The organism is Roseovarius aestuariivivens (assembly GCF_004761875.1).
Classification (GTDB): Bacteria; Pseudomonadota; Alphaproteobacteria; order Rhodobacterales; family Rhodobacteraceae; genus Roseovarius; species Roseovarius aestuariivivens.
Genome location: NZ_SJEY01000004.1, coordinates 201622 through 222131 on the forward strand (window position 1 = coordinate 201622; position 20510 = coordinate 222131).

The window sequence follows — 20510 nt, forward strand, 5'->3', positions numbered from 1 at the left end:
CACAAAGCGCCCACCGGATCAATCAGGAGACGCCCAATGTCCTTCGACCGCAGCCTTAAGATCGCGCCATCGATTCTATCCGCGGATTTCGCGAATTTCGGGGCCGAGATTCGTGCGATCGAGGACCAGGGCGCAGACTGGGTGCATGTTGATGTGATGGACGGGCATTTCGTACCAAACCTCACCTTCGGGCCGCCCGCGGTCAAGGCGTTTCGCCCGCACGTGACAACCTTCATGGACGTGCATTTGATGATCGCGCCGGTCGATCCCTATATCGAAGCCTACGCCGAGGCAGGTGCGGACATGATCAGTGCCCATGTCGAAGCCGGTCCGCATATTCACCGCACGTTGCAGGCTATTCGTGGGTCAGGGTGCAAGGCCGGGGTCTGCGTCAATCCCGGCACCCCGCTGGCCAGTATCGAACATGTTCTCGATCTGGTGGATATGGTCGTGCTGATGACGGTAAATCCGGGCTTCGGGGGGCAGAAATTCATCCACTCCGGCATCGAAAAGACCCGCCTTCTTCGCGAGATGATCGGGGAGCGAGAGGTGCACATTCAGATCGATGGCGGCGTCACACCTGAAACCGCACCGCTTGTGGTCGAGGCCGGCGCCGATGTTCTCGTTGCCGGCTCGGCTGTCTTCAAAGGGGGCAGCGTGGCGGCACCGGATGTGTACGGCGCGAACATGCGGGCAATCCGAGACTCGGTCAGCCCGGTTCTTTCCTCAACCGCATGACCCGGGCCGTCATCTTCGACCTCGACGGCACGTTGATTGACAGCGCCCCGGACATCCATGCGGCCGCAAACAAGGTTATGGCACGCCACGGACTGGCGCCTTTCACGCAGCAGGAAGCGCGCGGTTTTGTCGGGCATGGCGCAGGTATCTTCATCGAGCGGTGCCTTGCAGCGCGAAACGCTGGCGACCGGCCCGGACTACAGGCGCAAGCGCTGAGCGATTTTTTGGAAATCTACGAGACGGCGTTCGACCACACTGTGACCTACTCGGGTGTAACGGAGGCCCTCGAAAACCTGATCGAGCAGGGCCTTGTTTTGGGTCTTTGCACGAACAAACCGGAAAGCCCGGCACGGGCTGTTTTGAGACACCTCGATCTCGCCCGCTTTTTTCCGGTGATCATAGGGGGTGACAGCCTTAGCCAGCGCAAGCCCGATCCCGCCCCGCTGCATGCGGCGATTTCTGCCTCTGGCGCGCGCGACGCCGTCTTTGTGGGCGACAGCGAAGTCGATGCGGAGACATCGCACCGTGCCGGAATTCCGTTCGCGCTTTTTACCGAAGGGTATCGAAAAATCCCGGTCGAAGAGCTTACGCACAGGGTCGCGTTCTCGGATTTTGCGCATTTGCCCGATATCACGCGCACGATCCTTGGCTGAGAGCGATGGCACCCTTTAAGACCGGATGCTAGGGTTGCCGCGTTGCCCGGACTGGAGAAGTCGATGCGTTTCCACGGCCGTTTGAAAGGTGAGCTTGCAGCGCGCGAAAGCGATCTGATCGCGCTGACACAGGATCTGATCCGGATCCCCACGCGCAATCCTCCTGGCGAAAATTATCGCGAGATTTGCGAGTTTCTTGACCGGCGCTTGTCCGGCGCGGGGTTCAAGACCGAGATGATCCGCGCCGAGGGTGCTTTGGGCGACAGCGACAAGCATCCGCGCTGGAACATCGTTGCCCGAAGAGAGGGTGACCGAGCTGGGCAATGCGTGCATTTCAACAGTCATATCGACGTTGTCGAGGTCGGTCATGGCTGGACAACAGATCCTTTCGGCGGGGAACTGCGCGACGGTCGAATTTATGGACGCGGCGCCTGTGACATGAAGGGCGGACTTGCCGCCAGCATTGTTGCCGTCGAAGCGTTCCTGACGCTTTGCCCCGATTTCGCCGGTGCGATTGAAATCAGTGGTACGGCGGACGAGGAATCCGGCGGCTTCGGTGGCGTCGCTTACCTGGCGGAAAAGGGATATTTTTCTCCCGAGCGCGTACAGCACGTGATCATACCCGAACCGCTCAACAAGGACCGGATTTGTCTTGGACATCGTGGTGTCTGGTGGGCCGAGATCGAAACCAAAGGTGAGATCGCGCATGGCTCCATGCCGTTTCTGGGTGATTGCGCCGTGCGGCACATGGGGGCGGTGATGGCCGAGATGGAGACGAGCCTTTTTCCATCACTTGCGGAGAAGCGCACCGAAATGCCGGTCGTGCCCGAAGGGGCGCGGCAATCGACGCTGAATATTAACTCGATTCACGGTGGTGAGCCCGAACAAGCGGCGGATTATACCGGCCTGCCAAGCCCGTGCGTGCCAGACCGGTGTCGCATGGTGATCGACCGCCGTTTTCTGATCGAGGAAGACATTGCCGATGTCGAGGCAGAGATCCGCGAAGTGCTCGAAACTGTGCGGCGCGGTCGCCCGGGGTTTGACTTCGAAATCCGCGAATTGCATCGCGTTCTACCGACCATGACCGAACAGGATGCGCCTGTCGTTGGGGCTGTTTCGCGTGCGGTCGAGACGGTTTTTGCGCGACCCGCCGATTACGTGGTCAGTCCCGGGACCTATGACCAGAAACACATCGACCGGATCGGACGCTTGAAGAACTGCATCGCTTATGGTCCGGGCATCCTTGATCTGGCACATAAGCCGGATGAATACGTGGGTGTCGAGGATATGCGCCAGTCGGCTGAAGTCATGGCCCTGGCGCTTTACGAGCTTCTTGGCGGGACCTGATCGCTTCAAGCCTCTGTCAACGACGACCTTTCGGTGCCCGCGCTATGGGGTGGCGAATGGGCTGTCGGGACGGCTGTACTTCAGATCGACATATTGTCGATAAGGCGAACGCCGGCGAGGGTCGCTGCTGCAAAAAGCCTTGCCGGTGCGCGTGTGTCCACGGCTGGTGAGAGATCGCTTTGACGGCGCAGGTCTAGATAGTCCACAGATGTGAAGCCTGCCTTTTCCAACCGGGTGATCGCGGCGGTCTGGAGCGAAGTGAAGGGCCTGTCGCCTTTCAGACCCTCGGCGATTTCCTGCATTTCCTCATGCAAACGTGGCGCGACGGTGCGGGCGCGGTCGGACAAAAGCAGATTTCGCGAGCTAAGCGCCAGGCCGTCGATATCGCGGATCGTGGGACAGCCGTGCACCGTGACAGGCAGGTCCAGATCCGCCGCCATGCGACGCACTACGAGAAGCTGCTGAAAATCCTTTTCGCCGAAGAACGCATCAGTTGCCGAGGTTTGGGTGAAAAGCTTGGCGACGACGGTGGCAACCCCATCGAAATGGCCGGGCCGATGCGCGCCTTCCATCACGTCGGTCAGACCAGCAACGGACACGTTCGTGGCAAAAGATTCGGGATACATCTGGTCGCCATCCGGAACCCAGAGTGCATCCACATCGAAGCGCGCCAGTTTGCGTGCGTCGCTTTCCTCGGTGCGGGGATAGTTTTCAAGATCCTTGGCATTGTTGAACTGTTTGGGATTCACGAAAATCGTTACGACCACATGCTCGCACGCGGCTTTGGCGGCGGCCACAAGCGACAGGTGACCGTCATGCAGCGCACCCATGGTCGGCACCACACCGATGCGGGTCCCGGCGCGTTGCCAGGGCGCCGTGGTTGCGCGCAGGTCGTCCAGCCTCCGCAGGATCGGCGCTGTCATTACGGCGCGCCTTTCTTGGCCGGTGCGGTGTCTGCGAAAGTGTGTTCTTCGGCTGGAAAGCTGCGCGCTCGTACCTCGTCTGCATACGCCTTGACAGCCGCCATCGCGTCTTCGCCCAAATTGGCATAACGCTTGACGAATTTCGGCTTGAACGCAGTGAAAAGGCCAAGCATGTCGTAGTGTACGAGGATCTGCCCATCGCAACCGGACGAGGCGCCAATGCCGATTGTCGGTATCGGGATCTCCTGTGTCACGCGGTCGGAAAGAGTCGCAGGTATTTTCTCGAGCACAACCGAAAATGCGCCGGCCTCGGCCACCGCGCGCGCGTCGGCCAAAAGCGCCTCAGCCTTGTCTTCCCGTCCCTGAACCTTGTAACCGCCGAGCGTATTGATGGATTGCGGTGTCAGACCGATATGGGCCATCACAGGCACGCCGCGCGCCACGAGAAAGGCGATCGTTTCGGCCATGGCGACGCCGCCTTCGAGCTTAACCGCCGCCGCACCGGTTTCGGCCATGACGCGCGAGGCGTTGCGAAAGGCCTGAGCCGGGCTTTCCTCGTAGGATCCGAAGGGCATGTCCACAACCAGCATCGCTGTCTTGAGGCCTCGTGCGACCGCCTGACCGTGGAGGATCATCATCTCGAGCGTCACGCCGAGCGTGTTCTGCATACCGTGCAGCACCATGCCAACACTGTCACCCACCAGAACGAAATCGCAATGCTCGTCCATGATCTGGGCCATCGGTGTCGTGTAGGCCGTGAGCGAGACTATGGGCGTGCCACCCTTCATCGCGCGAATGTCATCTGGCATCGGGGCGGATTTGCCGGCTGTTGCGCTCATGACGGGCCTCACATTGATCGAAACTGTGCGCCGGATTAGCAGGTCTGACCCGTCAAATCCATATAAGATACATCCTGCACAAACGCGTCTTTCCAATCCGGGTAAAACCGTTAGGCTCGGATCATGACCTCTTCACGCCTCTTTTGGCTTGCGCCCACTCTGTCGCGCTTGGCGATTGTCCTGACGGTACTTATTTGCCTTTCGTTGGTTGCGCCCTTACAGGCGCAAGAGAGCGATGCGCCGCGCGCAACCCGCGCCGATGTGATCCGGCTTCTCGGAGAGTTGCCCGATTACGCCGATTTCCGCGCTGAGATGTACGCGCTCGGGTTTCGCGGTGAAAAACTCGATCTTGCGGTGGCGCAGGCCGAACTTGTGTATCGCGACCCGGTGATCGCGGGCTATGTGGCGGACCGGGTGATGGCGGCCTTTGACGCGCCCGAGACGGTGACCGAAGCGCGCGGACTTGTGTGGCCTTTGATCCAGCGGGGCCTGCCGCATCTGTCCACCCGGGAATTACGGTATTACCATCAGGTCGAAAAGGTGATGATGGAGGCGCTGTCGGCGCGCGAGTGCGGTCTGATCGTGCGGGACCGGATGCCACCGCGCCAGTTCGCGAGGGTAATGTCCCGGACAGCCGCGCGGCTCAACACAGAAGGCCTGCGAAATTACTATCGCATTCAGGCCAAGGCGGCCCGGCTCGGCGTGACGCGCAAGCCGGTGCAGATGAGCGCGGCGCGCATCGACGGTGTCGAGACCCGGATGGCCGAGGCTTTGTCGAAACGGATCGGCGAAGCGGACAATCCCCGCGCCCTTCTGCGTGCGATCGACAATCTGCCGCGTGCGGGCAACGCCCAGGCCTGTGCGATCGGGCGCATGTTCATGGACATCGTGATGGACCTCGAAGGCCAGGAGCTGCGCGACGCGCTGATCTACATGAACCTGCCGTGACAGCCCCGCTTGAGATCGACAACCGGCGGGCAAGAGCCCTTTGGCTGACGGTCAACGGGTTGGCAGGCGCGCAGGTCGGATCACCCGACGTGATGGCGATCATTCGCATGCTAGGATTCGTGCAGATCGACACCGTGCGCAATGTGACCCGCGCGCACCATCACATTCTGTGGTCCCGCAACATGTCCTATCGCGAGCACATGCTCTGGCCGCGTCTCGAATCGCGGGATCTCTTCGAACATTTCACCCATGACGCTTCTCTCATCCCGATGGAGATCCTGCCGATGTGGTCGCGCCAGTTTCGCCGGCTTGGAGAGCGTACGGCCCGGGCGCCATGGTATCAGTCCGGTCTTGGACAAGAAGAGATCGCCCGGATCCGCGCCCGTATCGCACGCGAGGGCGCGCTTTCGACGCATGCATTCGACACGAAGGCGGACCGGCGCGAGATATGGGCGCGCCCGCCGCATAAACGCGCGCTGGACCAGATGTGGTACGCGGGCGATCTGGCCACCAGCCACCGGCGCAGCTTTGTCAAATTCTACGATCTGGGTGAACGGGTTTTTCCGTTTCATCCCCTTGAAGGTCCGCCTGAACATGAGGCGGCGGACTGGCTTTGTGATGCGGCGCTCGGCAAGTTGGCTATGGCCAGCTGTGGTGAGATTCAACGCTTCTGGGATGCGATGACCGCGGATGAAGCCCGGACATGGATGGAGCGGCGCAGGCTCGTGCCGCTTCGCATCGAAAGCGCCGATGGCACGTGGCGCGAGGCCTGGGGCTGCGCGGATATCGAGGCGCGGCTTGCCCAGTTGCCGGAGCTTTCGGAGCGTATCCGGTTGCTCAACCCATTCGATCCCGCGATCCGAGATCGGTCGAGGCTGCAAAGGCTTTTCGGTTTCGAGTACCGGAACGAGATGTTTGTGCCGAAGCACAAGCGCCGCTGGGGCTATTATGTCTATCCGCTGCTGGAAAGGGACCGTTTCGTCGGGCGCATCGAGCTTTGCGCGGACCGTAAGGCTGGTTGGATGAAGGTAAGTGGTTTCTGGCCGGAACCGGGTGTTCGCTGGGGAGTGGGCCGCAGCGGACGTCTTGACGCGGAACTGCGCCGCTTCGCCCGGCTTGCCGGTGTTAAGGATATTCTCTGGCACGTCCCGGAGCCCGCCTGACAGGTGTCCTTGCATCGAAATTTTCTTGGTCGCCTCGTCGACTTGAAACGATACTCGGCGTGAGCGCCGCAAAGGGAGGATCAGATGCGTCTTGAGGGGAAAACCGCCATTGTCACGGGCGGAGCCAGCGGCTTTGGCGAAGGGATCGTGCGAAAGTTTCTCGCCGAGGGCGCCAAGGTGATGATTGCCGATATCAATGCGGAGGCCGCGCTTGAACTGGCTGACGCTTTGGGCGCATCCGCCTGTCCGGTCGACGTGTCCGACGCGGCCAGCATGGCGGCCCTTGCGAAAGCGGCGCACAAGACCTTCGGCGTTCCGGATATCATGGTCAACAATGCCGGGATCACGCATCTGCCGATGCCGGCGGAAACGGTCGACGAAGCGGAGTTCGACCGCGTGTTCGCTGTGAACTGCAAATCGGTTTACCATGCCGTGCGCGTATTCGTGCCGGAGATGAAGGCGCGGGGAACGGGAGTGATGCTCAACATGGCCTCGACCGCCGGGGTGAGTCCGAGGCCCAACCTCAACTGGTACAATGCCTCGAAGGGCTGGATGATCACGGCGACACGTGCACTGGCGGTGGAATTGGCCCCGGCTGGCATCCGGGTCAACGCGCTTAACCCAGTTGCTGGCGAGACGCCGCTTTTGGCGTCTTTCATGGGAGAAGACACGCCGGAGATGCGGGCGAAGTTTCTCTCGACCATCCCTCTGGGACGGTTTTCCACGCCGCAGGATCTTGGTAATGCGGCAGCCTTTCTTTGCAGCGACGAGGCGGCGATGATCACCGGCGTCTGCATGGAGGTCGATGGCGGAAGATGCATTTGAGGAGTACGGATTTCGAGAAAACCGTATCGGAAAATCGTATCCTCCGGCCCAGAGATATTGAAAAATTCCGCCGGGTGCCGATGGCATAGGCCTGTTCTTTTGACGGCTGACGCAGTATCGGAGGGACCAAGTACACGACTGCGGGGGCCGAGCCCATGAAGAAAGCACTGATTACCGGCGTGACGGGACAGGACGGCGCCTATCTGTCGGAATACCTGCTCGAAAAAGGCTATGAGGTGCACGGCATCAAGCGGCGCACCTCGCTTTTCAACACTGCGCGAATTGATCACCTGTTCGAGGGGGAGCCTGGCCGCACTGGCCAGTTCCAGCTGCATCACGGCGATATGACAGACAGCTCCTCGCTGACGCGTATATTGCAATCGGTACGCCCCGATGAGGTTTATAACCTCGCTGCGCAAAGTCACGTAGCCGTCAGCTTCGAGGAGCCCGAGTATACGGCCAACTCTGACGCCATGGGCGCGCTGCGCCTGCTGGAGGCAATCCGCTTTCTCGGAATGGGAGAAACGACGCGGTATTATCAGGCCTCCACGTCAGAGCTATATGGTCTCGTGCAGGAAACGCCGCAGCGCGAGACGACGCCGTTCTACCCGCGCTCGCCTTATGCCGTCGCAAAGCTATACGCCTATTGGATCACGGTGAATTACCGCGAAGCCTATGACATCTACGCCTGCAACGGGATTCTTTTTAATCACGAAAGCCCCATTCGCGGGGAAACCTTCGTAACTCGCAAGATCACCCGTGCGCTCGCCCGGATCAAGTTGGGCATGCAGGACGAGCTGCGGCTTGGCAACATGGATGCGCTGCGCGACTGGGGGCATGCGCGCGACTACGTAAAGATGATGTGGCTAATGCTGCAGCAGGACAGTCCGGAGGATTACGTGATTGCCACTGGTCAGCAGTATTCCGTGCGCGACTTCGTGCAGCGTGCGGCAGAGGTTCTGGGCATGTCCATCACCTTCGAAGATGAAGGTCCGGATGAGGTGGGACGCGATGCGGAGGGCCGCGTGATCGTCCGGGTCGATCCGATGTATTTCCGACCTGCCGAAGTCGAAACCCTTTTGGGCGACGCGAGCAAGGCACGTGAAAAACTCGGCTGGCAGCCTGAGACCAGTTTCGAAACATTGGTGAAGGAAATGGCCCTTTCGGATTTCGAAGAGGCGGCGGCCCTCAAGCGGGCGCAGGCCGAGGCATGAAAGTCTTACTGACTGGCGGAAGCGGCATGGTTGGCCGTGCGATCCTGGCACATGATGCGGCGCGCGAAATGCAGATCGTGGCGCCCACCAGTGCTGAGCTCGATCTGACCGACCGGTCTGCGGTCATGGCGGCGTTAGCGGCCGAAAAGCCGGATGTAATTATTCATTCAGCGGGCCGTGTGGGCGGCATTCAGGCCAACATTGCGCATCCTGCTGCGTTTCTATCCGAAAACATGGACATGGGCTTCAATCTCGTGCTCGCCGCGCGCGAGGCCGATGTGCCGCGCCTTCTGAACCTCGGGTCAAGCTGCATGTATCCGCATGACGCGCCCAACCCGCTGCAAGAAGACAGTCTTGGCAAGGGTGAGCTTGAACCGACCAACGAAGGCTATGGGCTCGCTAAGGTCGCCGTGGCACGGCTTTGCGCCTTTACCACGCGTGAGCGCCCGGATCTGGCCTACAAGACGATCATTCCCTGCAACCTCTACGGTTTGTATGACAAGTTTGATCCCGCCGTGTCGCATCTTGTGCCGGCCATCATCCGCAAACTGCACGAGGCGCGCGAGAACAGGGCGGAGACGGTGGAGATCTGGGGCGACGGGACCGCACGTCGCGAGTTCATGTATTCAGGTGATCTGGCAGATGGTGTCTGGACCGCGGTCAAGCGGTTCGATGATCTGCCCGGCTGCATGAACATGGGGCTCGGCTATGACTATTCGATCAACGAGTATTACGAGGAAGCGGCCAAGGTGATTGGGTTTAACGGTGGCTTCACCCACGATCTGAGCCGTCCAACCGGAATGAAGCAGAAGCTTCTCGCGGTCGAGAGCCAGACTGCGTTCGGCTGGCAGCCACAAACCTTGCTGCGCGACGGGATTGCGCGGACGTATGAATTCTTTCTCGACGTGGTCGAAAGGGGCGCGGCATGAGTGACAACGCGGGATTTCCTCTGGCAACGACAAGCTGGGATGCGGCCGAATACGCGGCTATCGATCGTGTCGTGCGATCCGGCATGTTCTCTATGGGCGCGGAAGTGGCAAAGTTCGAGAAAGACTTCGCCAGAGCCATGGGCGCGAAACATGCGATCATGGTAAATTCGGGCTCGTCGGCCAACCTGATCATGGTCGCTGCCCTGCGTTATCACAAAATGCGCAATCTGCCTGCGGGGGCAGAGGTAATCGTGCCCGCGGTGAGTTGGTCCACGACGTATTATCCTTTGCACCAGTACGGGCTGCGAATGAAATTCGTCGATATCGACCCGGCAACGATGAATTTCGACCTCGACGCCCTCGCCCAGGCCATCGGTCCCGAGACCCGTGCAATCATGGCGGTCAACCTTCTGGGCAACCCCAATGATTTTGACCGGATCACCGCAATTATCGGCGATCGGGATATCCTGCTTTTCGAGGACAATTGCGAAAGCCTAGGCGCGACGTTCCATGGCCGGCAGGCGGGTACTTTTGGCATCGCTGGCAGCTATTCGTCCTTTTTTTCACACCACATCGCCACCATGGAAGGCGGGCTTGTGGTGACCGACGACGAAGAGCTTTATCACATAATGCTATCACTCAGGTCTCACGGCTGGACCCGGCATTTGCCGAAGTTCAACCGCGTGACCGGAGAGAAAAGCGATGACCCGTTCGAAGAGAGCTTCAAGTTCGTGCTGCCGGGCTACAACCTGCGCCCGCTTGAGATGAGCGGCGCCATCGGGCAGGAGCAGATCGCCAAGCTGCCGATGATCGTATCCGAACGGCGCAAGAACGCGGAAAGCTTTCGCGCACTGATGCAGGGCTATCCGCAGATCCGGATCCAGCAGGAGACCGGCGAGAGCAGCTGGTTCGGCTTTGCCATGGTGGTGCAGCCCGATGCCGATTTTTCCCGCGCCGATTTGATCGCGGCCTTCGGGCGGCACGGGATCGAATGCCGGCCCGTGGTGGCCGGGAATTTCGCCAAGAACGAAGTGGTGACGCGCCACATGGATCACGTGATCCACGGCGAGTTGCGAAATGCCGACGAGGTGGACGCCAACGGGCTGTTCATCGGCAACCATCACTATCCGCTGGACGACAAGTGGCCTTTGCTGCGCGCGGCGCTGGATGAGGTGGCGGGTTAAGCCACGCCTGCCCGAAGCGCGTCGTGTATATGCACCAGCCCTTTGAGCCGACCTTCGTCGTCCACGGCGAAAAGCGCGCTGATCTTGTTGGCGTTCATCAGCCCGAGAGCTTCGGTCAACAGCGCGTCCGGAGCGATGCTGCGCGGGCTTCGGGTGGCGACCTCTCCGGCGGTGCGTGACATAAGGCTGTCGAGGTTTCGTCGCAAGTCACCGTCTGTGATCACGCCTTCCAGCCGCCCGTCCTTGACCAGCGCCGCCACGCCGAATCCTTTCGCCGTCATCTCCAACAGAGTGTCGCCCATCGCCGTATCCTCGGCCACGATGGGCAGATCGTCACCGGTATGCATGACCGCCGATACCTTGAGCAGCTGCGCACCAAGCGTGCCGCCGGGATGGAAAGCGAGAAAGTTCTCGCGATCAAACCCTCGTAGCTTCATCAGGGCCACGGCCAGTGCGTCACCAAGCGCCATGGCGCAGGTCGTCGAGGTTGTCGGCGCCATGCCGATGGCGCAGGCCTCTGGCGCGTCAGGCAGCAGGAGGTGATTGTCGCCTTGGCGGGCAAGGGTGCTGTCGGACTTCTTGGTGATGCCGATCAGCGGAATGGAAAAACGCGCACAGTGTGCGATGATATCGGCCAGTTCGCGCGTCTCTCCTGAATTGGAAATCAGGATCACCGCGTCATGGCCGGTAATCATACCGAGATCGCCGTGGCTTGCCTCTCCCGGGTGGACGTATTGCGCGGGCGTGCCGGTGCTGGCCATGGTCGCCGCGATCTTGGCAGCGACATGGCCCGATTTACCCATGCCGGAGACGATGACCCGTCCCTTGACTGAAAGAAGCAGTTCAACCACCGCGTCGAACTCGTCCGGCAGCCCGTCACGAAAGGCGAGTAGCGCGTTGCCCTCGATGCCAAGCACGTCGCGGGCGATGTCGGAAGGGCTTTGAGATGTCATCAGTAGGGTCCTGCGCGGTTTTCCCGCCAGCCATAGCGCGCCGTCGTGCCGGGGCCAAGCCCCTGCGACCGAGAGCTTATTTCTCGTGGACGATCCGGATATGCCGTTCGCCGCGCGTCTCGGCCAGAGCCATCTGCTTTTGCCGTTCGCGAAACCGCGCCTTGTCGTCCTCGCCTGTCTCGTCGATGCAGTGGTGGCAGGACACGCCTTCCTCATATTCCGGGCGTGCCATATCCTGTGGCAGGATCGGACGCCGGCAGGCGTGGCAAAGCCGGTGCGGCCCTTCCCGAAGCCCGTGGCCGACCGACACGCGCCCGTCGAAGACGAAACATTCGCCCTGCCAGGTACTTTGGTCCTCGGGCACTTCTTCGAGGTATTTCAGGATGCCGCCCTTGAGGTGATAGACCTCATCAACGCCCTGTCCCAGAAGATAATTTGTTGATTTCTCACAACGGATTCCGCCGGTGCAGAACATCGCGATGCGCTTGTTGTGAAAGCGGTGCTTGTTTTCTTCCCACCATGCGGGGAAGTCACGGAAGCTTTCGGTCTCGGGGTCGACCGCGCCCTGAAACGTGCCGATGGCGACCTCGTAATCGTTGCGCGTGTCGATCACGGCCACGTCCGGGTTTTGGATCAGCGCGTTCCAATCCTTGGGATCCACGTAACGGCCCACCCGCGCTTTCGGATCTACGTCGGGCTGACCCATGGTGACGATCTCTTTCTTCACCCGGACTTTCAGCCGGCGAAAGGGCTGCTCGGCGCTCTCGCTTTCCTTCCACTCCAGATCGGCGCAACCGGGTAAGGCGCGGATATGGGCAAGCACGGCGTCGATGCCCGCGCGAGGTCCCGCGATGGTGCCGTTGATCCCCTCTCGCGCCAGAAGGAGCGAACCCGAGACCTTTTCCATCTCGCACAGCTTAAGCAGCGGCGCACGAAGCGCATAGGGGTCGTCGAAACGGGTAAAGTGATAGAGCGCTGCGATGGTGTACATGGCCCGGCTCTTTACGCGCCTCGCCGGACTTGAGCAAGCGTCAGGCATTGACGCCTCCGGGGTCCGGACCTACCCATTGAGAACAAAGGAGACATGCCATGACCCATGCCCTTCTGGTGATCGATGTTCAAAATGATTTCTGCCCCGGTGGCGCCCTCGCCGTGCCGGGCGGGGACGAAATCGTGCCGGGGATCAACGCGCTGATGGAAACGGCCGAGGCGGTCATCCTGACGCAGGACTGGCATCCGGCGGGACATTCCTCGTTCGCGTCAAGCCATGACGGAAAGGCTCCGCTTCAGATGATCGATATGCCCTATGGGCCGCAGGTCCTTTGGCCCGATCACTGCGTGCAGGGCAGCGAGGGCGCGGCGTTTCATCCAGGGATGAACACGACTCGCGCGGACCTGATTATCCGCAAGGGGTACAACCCCTTGATCGACAGCTATTCCGCCTTTTTCGAGAACGATCACAAGACACCCACTGGTCTGCACGGCTATCTGCAGACACGCGGCATCGACCGGCTGATCATGGTCGGTCTCGCAACCGATTTCTGCGTGAATTTCTCCGCCGTTGACGCGGCGCAACTGGGCTACGACGTCACGCTCGACCCCGCGCTTTGCCGGGCCATAGATCTGGATGGATCGCTTGGAAAGGCGATGGAGGGGATGCGCGAGGCAGGCGTGCGGCTTGCCTGATTTCCCAAATCTTGCCAATGACATAGCCGCCTGCCGCCTGTGTGCCGCGCGGTTCGCGGCCACCGCCACGGGCCACAGGCCGCGTCCGGTCGTCTGGTTCCGACCCACCGCGCGGATCCTGATCGCGGGGCAGGCGCCGGGGATGCGAGTGCACAAGTCCGGCAAGCCCTTCGACGACCCGTCGGGCGACCGGCTGCGCTATTGGCTGGGCCTGCCGACGGAGGTTTTCTACGATACCTCGCGCGTGGCGATCGTGCCGATGGCCTTTTGCTTTCCGGGTTATGACGCCAAGGGATCCGACCTGCCGCCACCACCCGTCTGCCGGAAAACGTGGCATGACGCGGTGACACAAAGCCTTGAAAACCTGCAGCTTTCCGTAATCGTCGGCGGCTATGCGCACAAGTATCACTTGGGCGCCAAGGCGGGTGTGACCGACACCGTACGGGCCTGGCGCGACCATGCGCCTCGCGCCTTTCCCTTGCCTCATCCGTCCTGGCGCAATACGGGCTGGCTGAAGAAAAACCCGTGGTTCGAGGCAGAGGTCCTTCCGACCTTACGGGCCCGGGTGCAAGAGGTGCTGAATGTCTGAGACACATCTGGATCGGGCCCATGCCGCGATGGAGCAAGGCGGTGAGGCCGAGCGTCTGCGCTTCTACGAGGCGCTTGCGGCTTCCGAGCTTTTCCTTTTGCTGGAGAGTGAGGCGGAGGACGATCAAATTGTGCCGCAAGCCTTTGAAGTCGAGGGGAAAAATTTCATCCTCGCCTTCGACGCCGAGGAGCGGTTGGCCGGTTTTGCAGGGGCTGAAGCGGCCTATGTGGGCCTGTCGGGGCGGGCCCTGGCGGAGATGCTGGCAGAGGCGGGGCTGGGGCTGGGCCTGAACCTGGAACAGGGGCCGTCGGCGATGCTTTTGCCGCCCGAGGCGATGGTCTGGCTGAACGAGACGCTGGCCGAGGCGCCAGAAGAGGTGGAAACCAAAGTACGCGAATTCCAGCCGCCCAAGGGCCTGCCGGAGACGCTTTTGACCGCGCTCGACACGCGGCTCGCCAGCGCCGAAGGCATGGCGGATATGGCCTATCTTGTTGGTGTCGTTTACGAAAATGGCGCGCAGGGGCATATGCTGGGCGTGATCGATGCGGTGCCGGGGGCCGAGGATGCACTGGCGCGCGCGGTCTCTCAGGTGCTCACCTTTTCGGGTCTGGAAGCGGCGATGCTCGACGTGGGCTTCTTCCGCGCCTCCGACCCGGCGGCGGCGCGTATGGCGCTGGTCGGTCTGCGCTTTGACCTGCCAAAGCCCGAAACCCCGCGCCAGCCGGGTGAAAATCCCGGCCTTGATCCGGACCGCCCGCCGAAACTGCGCTGACGCAACGCCCGGTTCGTTTATCAGTGTGGCAGGCCGGAAATCCGGCGTACGATTTCCGTACACAAGCTGTACACAGCCCGTACACCGGCAAACCGCCGGCAAGATCGTTAACGCGGCCCGCGTCTTTCTAGGAAAAACACTCGAATCCGACCTTGGCCCTAGGCGTCCCCTTAAGACCTGACGCGCCGCGCCCATCATCCGCGCGGCCCGAGGCCCCACGGGGGGCCGAGACACTCAGCGCGCGCGGCACGCGCGCACCGCTTAATAACCGAGGTCGCGATCCACGAGGTGCAGGAAGGACTCGCCCGCCTCACCGCGCCGAACGTTTTCGGCGATCACGCGCGCGGCGCTTTCCGGTCGGGTCTCGGAGGCCTTGTGGGGGGTGACCGTCACTTTTGGGTGCGCCCAGAACGGGTGTTCGGGTGGCAAGGGTTCGGTGCGGAAGACATCGAGCGTGGCGTGGGCGATGTGGCCCTTGTCGAGCGCGGCCAGAAGCGCGTCATCGTCGATAAGCCGTCCGCGCCCGGGATTGAGGATCACGGCCCCGTCGGGCAGGCGCGCCAGCGCCGCCGTATCCAGCGTGTTTTCCGTCTCGGGCGTATGTGGCAACAGCAGGATCAGGATCTGCGCGGTCGAGAGCGCCTTGTGCAGGCCGTCCTTGCCAGACAGGCAGGTGAGGCCCGGCAGGTCCTTTTGCGTGCGCGACCAGCCGGTGACGGGAAACCCGAGCTGGCCGAGCGCCTCGCCGCAGGCCTGGCCCAGTGCGCCGAGGCCCAGAATGGTCACGGGCCTGTCGCAGGCCAGCGGGGGCACATACTCCCGCCAGACGCCATCCTGTCCCAGCACATGCAGGTCGGTGTTCAGATGATGGCGCAGCGTGTGGCCGGTGACCCATTCGACCATGCCGCGCGTCAGACCCTCGTCGACCATGCGGGCGAGCGGCTGGGTGAGGGTCTTGTTGCCGACGATGTTTTCCACCCCGGCCCAGAGGTTCAGCACCGCCTTCGTGCGGGTGTAGGGGGTGAAATCCGTCAGCCCGCTTTGTGGGGCGTAGACGATGTAATCGACCTCTTCGGGGGCAAATTCCTGTCGCAGGTCGACATCGAGGTCTTTCTCGGCGAAGGCGTCGCTTAGCGGTGTCTGGTACTGAGCCCACCGCGAGGGCGCGGCGGCGAAGAGGACGTTCACGGGCATGGGCTTACCTTGGTCTGTGGATATGCGCGCTTTGGACAAGGCCGAAGCCCAGCATCAGGATGAGCATGGCCGAGCCGCCGTAGCTGACGAGCGGCAGGGGCACGCCCACCACTGGCGCGAGGCCCATCACCATCGACATGTTCACCGCGAAGAAGAGGAAGAAGGTCACCGCGATGCCAAGCGTCAGCAGCGACGAGAACCGGTCCTTGTTGGCAAGCGCCGAGGCCACGCAGAAGACGATGATGAGCGCATAGAGGATCAGAAGCGAGAACGCCCCGATGAAGCCGAACTCCTCGGCCAGCGTGGTAAAGATGAAATCGGTATGTTTTTCCGGCAGGAAGTTCAGCCGCGATTGCGTGCCCTGCATGAAACCGCGCCCGGTCCAGCCGCCAGAGCCAAGCGCGATCTTCGACTGGGTGATGTGATAGCCTGCCCCCAGCGGGTCGGAGGCGGGATCGAGGAAGGTGTCGATGCGGCGGAACTGGTAATCCGCCAGAAGCTGCCAGTCGGTGCCGCGGCTTTTGAAGACCGCCGCGATGAGCCCCACGCCCGCCGCGATCACGGCGGCGAAATAGGCCCAGTGGACACCTGCGAGAAACATGATCAGACCGCCCCCGGTGATGAGCAGAATCGACGTGCCGAGGTCGGGCTGGCGCAGCACGAGCGCCACCGGCAGCAGGATCAGCACCACGGGCAGGAAAACCCAGATCGGCCGGGACGTCTTGTTCAGCGGCAGCCAGTCGTAGTAGGCCGCCAGCAGCATCACCAGAGTGATCTTCATCAGCTCGGATGGCTGCAGCCGCATGAAGCCCAGGTCGATCCAGCGCTGCGCGCCCTTGCCTTCGGTGCCGATCAGTTCCACCGCGACCAGCAGAAGGATCGACACGGTGTAGGCCAGCACCGACATGTTGCGCCAGAACCAGATTGGAACCATGGCCACGAAGAACATCGCGGCCAGCCCCAGCGCGTAGCGTTTCATCTGCGGTTCGGCCCAGGGCGTGAAGGACCCGCCGGCCACGGAGTAAAGCATCAGGAATCCGACGCTGGCCACCGCCGTCAGCAAGAGCGCCAGACCCCAGTTGAGGTAGAGCACCTTGCGAAGGCCGGTGGGCGTTTGCTTGACGGTATATTCGAGATAGCTCATGCCGCGCGTCCCCTCAGGCCCGGTCCGAGCCGTCGCGGCCCGATCCGGGGCGGGCGCGGCGCAGCTCTTCTTGTTGCGTGCGGATGCGGTCGCGGTCCTTGGCGGGATAGGCCTCGAGCGGGGGATCCCCGCCGTAGAGCGCCTGCAGGGTGATGTCGCGCGCGACGGGCGCTGCGGCGCGCGAGCCGCCGCCGCCATGTTCGACGATCACCGCGACGGCGACCTTGGGATTCTCGACGGGCGCGAAATCGACATAGAGCGCGTGGTCGCGGCGTTCCCAGGGCAGGTCCTCGTTGCGGAAAACGCCGCGCGCGCGTTCGGCGGCGGTGATGTTGCGGACCTGGCTGGTGCCGGTCTTGCCGGCCATGCGGAAGGCGTCCTCGATGATGCGGCTGCCATAGGCGGTGCCGCGCCGGTTGTTGGAGACCGCGTACATCGCCTGCCGGATCTGGCGCAGGTGGTTTTCGTTAAGGCCCATCGGCTCGCCGTGGCCGGTGGGCTGTTCGACCCCGTCGATGGATTTCACGAGGCGCGGCGTCACGCTGCGCCCGGTGGCGAGGCGCGCGGTCATCACCGCCAGCTGCAGGGGCGAGGCCAGCACGAAACCCTGGCCGATGGCGGCGTTGACGCTGTCGCCCACAAGCCAGGCCTCGCCGCGATTCACCAGCTTCCAGTCCTTGGTTGGGGTCAGCCCGCCGGCCACGGAGGTCAGCGGCAGGTCGTGGGCGATGCCGAGGCCGAGGCGGCGGGCCATGGCGGAGATCTTTTCGATGCCGACGCGCGTGGCCATCTCGTAGTAGTAGACGTCGCAGCTGTCGCGCAGCGAGCGGTGCAGGTCCACGTTGCCGTGGCCGACGCGTTTCCAGCAATGAAAGCGGCGGCCCGAGACCTCCATGTGGCCGGGGCAATAGACGGTCTCGTTGGGGTCGACCTGCCCGTCCTCGAGCGCGGCGAGGGCCGTGACCATCTTGAAGGTGGAGCCGGGCGGGTAGATCCCCTGCACCGCCTTGTTGGGCAGCGGGCGGTATTTGTTGTCGAGAAGCGCGCGGTAATCGGCCACGGAAATGCCGCGCACGAAGAGATTGGGATCGAAGCTGGGCGCCGAGGCGCAGGCCAGAAGATCGCCCGAGTCGCAGTCGATCACCACAGCCGCCGCACTTTCGCCCGAGAGCCGGGCGTGCACGTAGGATTGCAGGGCGTTGTCCACCGAAAGCTGGATGTCGCGGCCCGCCTCGCCCTCGACGCGGTCGATCTCGCGCATGACGCGGCCCGCGGCGTTGACCTCGACCCGCTTGGTGCCGGCGGTGCCGCGCAGCGTTTCCTCGAGCTGGGATTCGACCCCGATCTTGCCGATCTGGAAGCGGGGCAGCAGCAAGAGCGCGTCCGGCGCGTCGATCCGGTCGAGATCGCGTTCGTTCACCGGGCCGACATAGCCAACGAGATGGGCGTAGTCGTCCTCCATCGGGTAGTGGCGGGACAGGCCCACCTCGGGGGTCACGCCGGGCAGGGCAGGGGTGTTGACGGCGACCCGGCTGATGTCCTCCCACGTCACCCGGTCGGCCACGGTGACGGGTGTGTCGCCGCGCAGCTTGGAGAGATCCTCGCGCGCCTTCGCCAGCTCTTCGGGATCAAGCCGGACGAGCCGCGACAGGCGTTCGATCACCTCGTCCACATCGCCGGCCTCTTCGCGGACGATGTTGATGCGGTAGGAGGGGATGTTTTCGGCCACGATGCGCCCTTCGCGGTCGAAAATACGCCCGCGTGCAGGCGGAATAAGCCGGATGTTGATCCGGTTCTCATCGGCCAGAAGCCGGAACTGATCGGCCTGATCGACCTGCAGGTGCCGCATCCGCAGCGCCAGAAGGCCCATGAACCCGGCCATCGCCCCGCCCAGCACCAGACCGCGGCGGGTGATCTTGCGCTGGCTTTCCGCGCTGTCCTTGGTGGGGCGTCTCATGTGCGGCCCCCCAGCGCGTCAAGATCCCCCGGTGCGAGCTTGCGCACGCCGAGAAGCGTTTGCGACAGGATCACCACGACCGGATAGACCAGAAGCGTCATAACCATCTGCATGAGGCTGAGCCCGAGCGGCGCCTGATCGACCAGCAGCACGGCGAGGATCACCCGGTAGCCCAGCGTGATCGCCACCAGCGTCGTGGCGACCGACACCCATTCGACGGCGAAGGTCAGGTCGCGCAGCCCGATATGGCGGGCGCGCAGGGTTTCGGCCCCGACAAGCACCAGCGCGGCCCAGAGACCCGGCGGGCGGTGGAACATCAGATCGGCCAGCAGCAGCACCGCCGCCACCAGCCAGGGCGGCACGAATTCGGGACGGCGGAGCACCCAGGCGAAGGTGATCGCGACGATGAAATCCGGCCCGGCCCAGCCGCGCGGGAGGGTCTGCAGCGGCAGCAGGCTCAGGAACACGATCAGAAGCGCGAGCCCCAGATAAGTGGCGCGCATGGCCCACATGTGCAGCGTGGCGTTGTCACCCATCGGCGGCCTCGCTGGTCTGGTCGGTCTCCGGCTCGGGGTCGGGTGCGGGCAGGGGGGCGTCCGGCGCGATCAGCGCGCCGGGGTCGGTGATGCGTTCGTGGCCGTAGTTGCGCAGCACGCGCAGGAATTCGAGACGTTCGTAATCGGCGGCGAGACGCACGCGCATCCGCCCGCCGGGATCTTCGGCCACCTGCCCGATCAGAAGGCCTGCGGGAAACACACCGCCATCGCCCGATGTCATCACCCGGTCGCCCGGGCGTACCTGGTCGGGGGCCTCGATGAAATCGATGGGCGGGGCGGCGGAGTTGTCGCCGATGACCAGTGCCTGCTGGCCCGAGGGCTGGATGGTGACGGGTATGCGGCTGCTGGTGTCGGTGAGCAGGATCACCCGCGCGGTGTTGTCGCCCACGCCGGAGATGCGCCCGACAAGGCCGAGCCCGTCCATCGCCGCCCAGCCGTCGACGATGCCGTCGCGCCCGCCCACGTTGATCAGCACCGATTGCCGGAAGGGCGAACCGCTGTCGGCCAGCACCACGCCGGTCACGAAGGTCAGGCGCGGATCGAGCTGCACGTTGTTGAGGTCGAGCAGGCGGGCGTTTTCCTGTTCAAGCTGCAGCGCGGCCTCTTTCCAGGCCTTCATCTGCTGCAACTCGCGGCGCAGTTCCTGGTTCTGCTGGTAGATGCGCTGATAGCTTTGGAAATCGCGCAGGATGTTGATTGTGCCCGTGACCGGGGCCATGGCCCAGTCGAAGCTGGGCACGACACGATCGATCACCTGGGCGCGAAAGCGTTCGACGCGCGGGCTGTCGATGCGCCAGAGCAGGAAGAGCCCGACGAGGCACAATACGAGGCACCCCAGAAGCAGACGCTTGAGCGGCGCGGTGTAGTCGCTGCTTTGTGCACGGTCGCGGGCCAA

At 62.8% G+C, this 20510-nt stretch carries 21 protein-coding genes; 12 read left to right on the forward strand and 9 right to left on the reverse strand.

The annotated features are described in order from the left end of the window. Positions 1-36: 36 nt before the first annotated feature. The 3 genes from rpe (at position 37) to EZV60_RS08515 (ending at position 2738) form a co-directional block, all read left to right on the forward strand. A complete protein-coding gene (gene rpe, locus EZV60_RS08505; protein ID WP_135504340.1) occupies positions 37-738 on the forward strand; it encodes a ribulose-phosphate 3-epimerase in 702 nt (233 codons plus the stop codon). After that, entirely contained in the window at positions 735-1391 is a 657-nt protein-coding gene (gph, locus tag EZV60_RS08510; protein WP_135504342.1) for a phosphoglycolate phosphatase, read from the forward strand. The genes rpe and gph overlap by 4 nt, the downstream gene beginning before the upstream one ends. Positions 1392-1454: 63 nt before the next feature. Next, entirely contained in the window at positions 1455-2738 is a 1284-nt protein-coding gene (locus tag EZV60_RS08515) for an acetylornithine deacetylase/succinyl-diaminopimelate desuccinylase family protein (protein WP_135504344.1), read from the forward strand. 80 nt (positions 2739-2818) lie between these two features. Here EZV60_RS08515 and panC read toward each other — a convergent pair whose 3' ends face one another. Together panC and panB are read right to left on the reverse strand one after the other, a co-directional pair. Beyond that, positions 2819-3661 carry a pantoate--beta-alanine ligase gene (panC, locus tag EZV60_RS08520; protein WP_135504347.1) on the reverse strand — a complete coding sequence of 281 codons (843 nt, stop codon included), beginning with the start codon at positions 3659-3661 and terminating at the stop codon, positions 2819-2821. After that, complete coding sequence (gene panB / locus EZV60_RS08525; RefSeq protein ID WP_135504350.1) at positions 3661-4500, reverse strand: 3-methyl-2-oxobutanoate hydroxymethyltransferase; 840 nt, start codon at positions 4498-4500, stop codon at positions 3661-3663. Before panB ends, panC begins: the two co-directional genes overlap by 1 nt. Before the next feature lie 123 nt (positions 4501-4623). On the opposite strand from panB, the gene EZV60_RS08530 reads away from it, so the two are divergent. From EZV60_RS08530 to EZV60_RS08555, 6 genes are all read left to right on the forward strand, one after another. After that, positions 4624-5448: a hypothetical protein gene (locus EZV60_RS08530; RefSeq protein WP_135504353.1), complete on the forward strand. Its 825-nt coding sequence runs from the start codon at positions 4624-4626 to the stop codon at positions 5446-5448. Then, positions 5445-6611 (forward strand): winged helix-turn-helix domain-containing protein, encoded by a 1167-nt coding sequence (locus EZV60_RS08535; RefSeq protein ID WP_210115074.1) that lies wholly within the window; start codon positions 5445-5447, stop codon positions 6609-6611. The genes EZV60_RS08530 and EZV60_RS08535 overlap by 4 nt, the downstream gene beginning before the upstream one ends. A gap of 84 nt (positions 6612-6695) precedes the next feature. Further along, entirely contained in the window at positions 6696-7436 is a 741-nt protein-coding gene (locus EZV60_RS08540; RefSeq protein ID WP_135504356.1) for a glucose 1-dehydrogenase, read from the forward strand. Positions 7437-7591: 155 nt separating this feature from the next. Next, complete coding sequence (gene gmd, locus EZV60_RS08545; RefSeq protein WP_135504358.1) at positions 7592-8650, forward strand: GDP-mannose 4,6-dehydratase; 1059 nt, start codon at positions 7592-7594, stop codon at positions 8648-8650. Next, positions 8647-9579 carry a GDP-L-fucose synthase family protein gene (locus tag EZV60_RS08550; protein ID WP_135504361.1) on the forward strand — a complete coding sequence of 311 codons (933 nt, stop codon included), beginning with the start codon at positions 8647-8649 and terminating at the stop codon, positions 9577-9579. The genes gmd and EZV60_RS08550 overlap by 4 nt, the downstream gene beginning before the upstream one ends. Continuing rightward, positions 9576-10763 (forward strand): DegT/DnrJ/EryC1/StrS family aminotransferase, encoded by a 1188-nt coding sequence (locus EZV60_RS08555; RefSeq protein ID WP_135504363.1) that lies wholly within the window; start codon positions 9576-9578, stop codon positions 10761-10763. Before EZV60_RS08550 ends, EZV60_RS08555 begins: the two co-directional genes overlap by 4 nt. On the opposite strand, the gene EZV60_RS08560 is transcribed toward EZV60_RS08555, so the two are convergent. Together EZV60_RS08560 and trhO are read right to left on the reverse strand one after the other, a co-directional pair. Next, the gene (locus tag EZV60_RS08560; protein WP_135504365.1) at positions 10760-11716 is read right to left on the reverse strand and encodes a KpsF/GutQ family sugar-phosphate isomerase; all 957 of its coding nucleotides are present in this window, start codon (positions 11714-11716) and stop codon (positions 10760-10762) included. The genes EZV60_RS08555 and EZV60_RS08560 overlap by 4 nt on opposite strands. Before the next feature lie 76 nt (positions 11717-11792). After that, on the reverse strand, positions 11793-12707 hold the full coding sequence (trhO, locus tag EZV60_RS08565) for an oxygen-dependent tRNA uridine(34) hydroxylase TrhO (protein ID WP_135504369.1): 915 nt from the start codon (positions 12705-12707) through the stop codon (positions 11793-11795). A gap of 98 nt (positions 12708-12805) precedes the next feature. On the opposite strand from trhO, the gene pncA reads away from it, so the two are divergent. Genes pncA through EZV60_RS08580 form a run of 3 tightly spaced genes read left to right on the forward strand, consistent with a single transcriptional unit; the run spans position 12806 to position 14763 of the window. Beyond that, positions 12806-13402: a bifunctional nicotinamidase/pyrazinamidase gene (gene pncA / locus EZV60_RS08570; RefSeq protein ID WP_135504373.1), complete on the forward strand. Its 597-nt coding sequence runs from the start codon at positions 12806-12808 to the stop codon at positions 13400-13402. Beyond that, the gene (locus tag EZV60_RS08575) at positions 13395-13991 is read left to right on the forward strand and encodes a uracil-DNA glycosylase family protein (RefSeq protein ID WP_245306253.1); all 597 of its coding nucleotides are present in this window, start codon (positions 13395-13397) and stop codon (positions 13989-13991) included. Before pncA ends, EZV60_RS08575 begins: the two co-directional genes overlap by 8 nt. Beyond that, positions 13984-14763, forward strand: coding sequence for an SseB family protein (locus tag EZV60_RS08580; RefSeq protein ID WP_135504378.1), 780 nt, complete (start codon positions 13984-13986; stop codon positions 14761-14763). Before EZV60_RS08575 ends, EZV60_RS08580 begins: the two co-directional genes overlap by 8 nt. 261 nt (positions 14764-15024) lie before the next feature. On the opposite strand, the gene EZV60_RS08585 is transcribed toward EZV60_RS08580, so the two are convergent. From EZV60_RS08585 to mreC, 5 genes are read right to left on the reverse strand one after another with little or no spacing between them, the layout of a single operon-like run. Continuing rightward, on the reverse strand, positions 15025-15957 hold the full coding sequence (locus EZV60_RS08585) for a 2-hydroxyacid dehydrogenase (protein ID WP_135504380.1): 933 nt from the start codon (positions 15955-15957) through the stop codon (positions 15025-15027). A 4-nt stretch (positions 15958-15961) separates the two neighbouring features. Continuing rightward, positions 15962-17101, reverse strand: coding sequence for a rod shape-determining protein RodA (gene rodA, locus EZV60_RS08590; protein ID WP_135504382.1), 1140 nt, complete (start codon positions 17099-17101; stop codon positions 15962-15964). Positions 17102-17114: 13 nt separating this feature from the next. Next, positions 17115-19058: a penicillin-binding protein 2 gene (gene mrdA / locus EZV60_RS08595; protein WP_135504385.1), complete on the reverse strand. Its 1944-nt coding sequence runs from the start codon at positions 19056-19058 to the stop codon at positions 17115-17117. Beyond that, positions 19055-19594: a rod shape-determining protein MreD gene (locus EZV60_RS08600; protein ID WP_135504388.1), complete on the reverse strand. Its 540-nt coding sequence runs from the start codon at positions 19592-19594 to the stop codon at positions 19055-19057. The genes mrdA and EZV60_RS08600 overlap by 4 nt, the downstream gene beginning before the upstream one ends. Then, a complete protein-coding gene (mreC, locus tag EZV60_RS08605) occupies positions 19587-20510 on the reverse strand; it encodes a rod shape-determining protein MreC (RefSeq protein ID WP_135504390.1) in 924 nt (307 codons plus the stop codon). The genes EZV60_RS08600 and mreC overlap by 8 nt, the downstream gene beginning before the upstream one ends.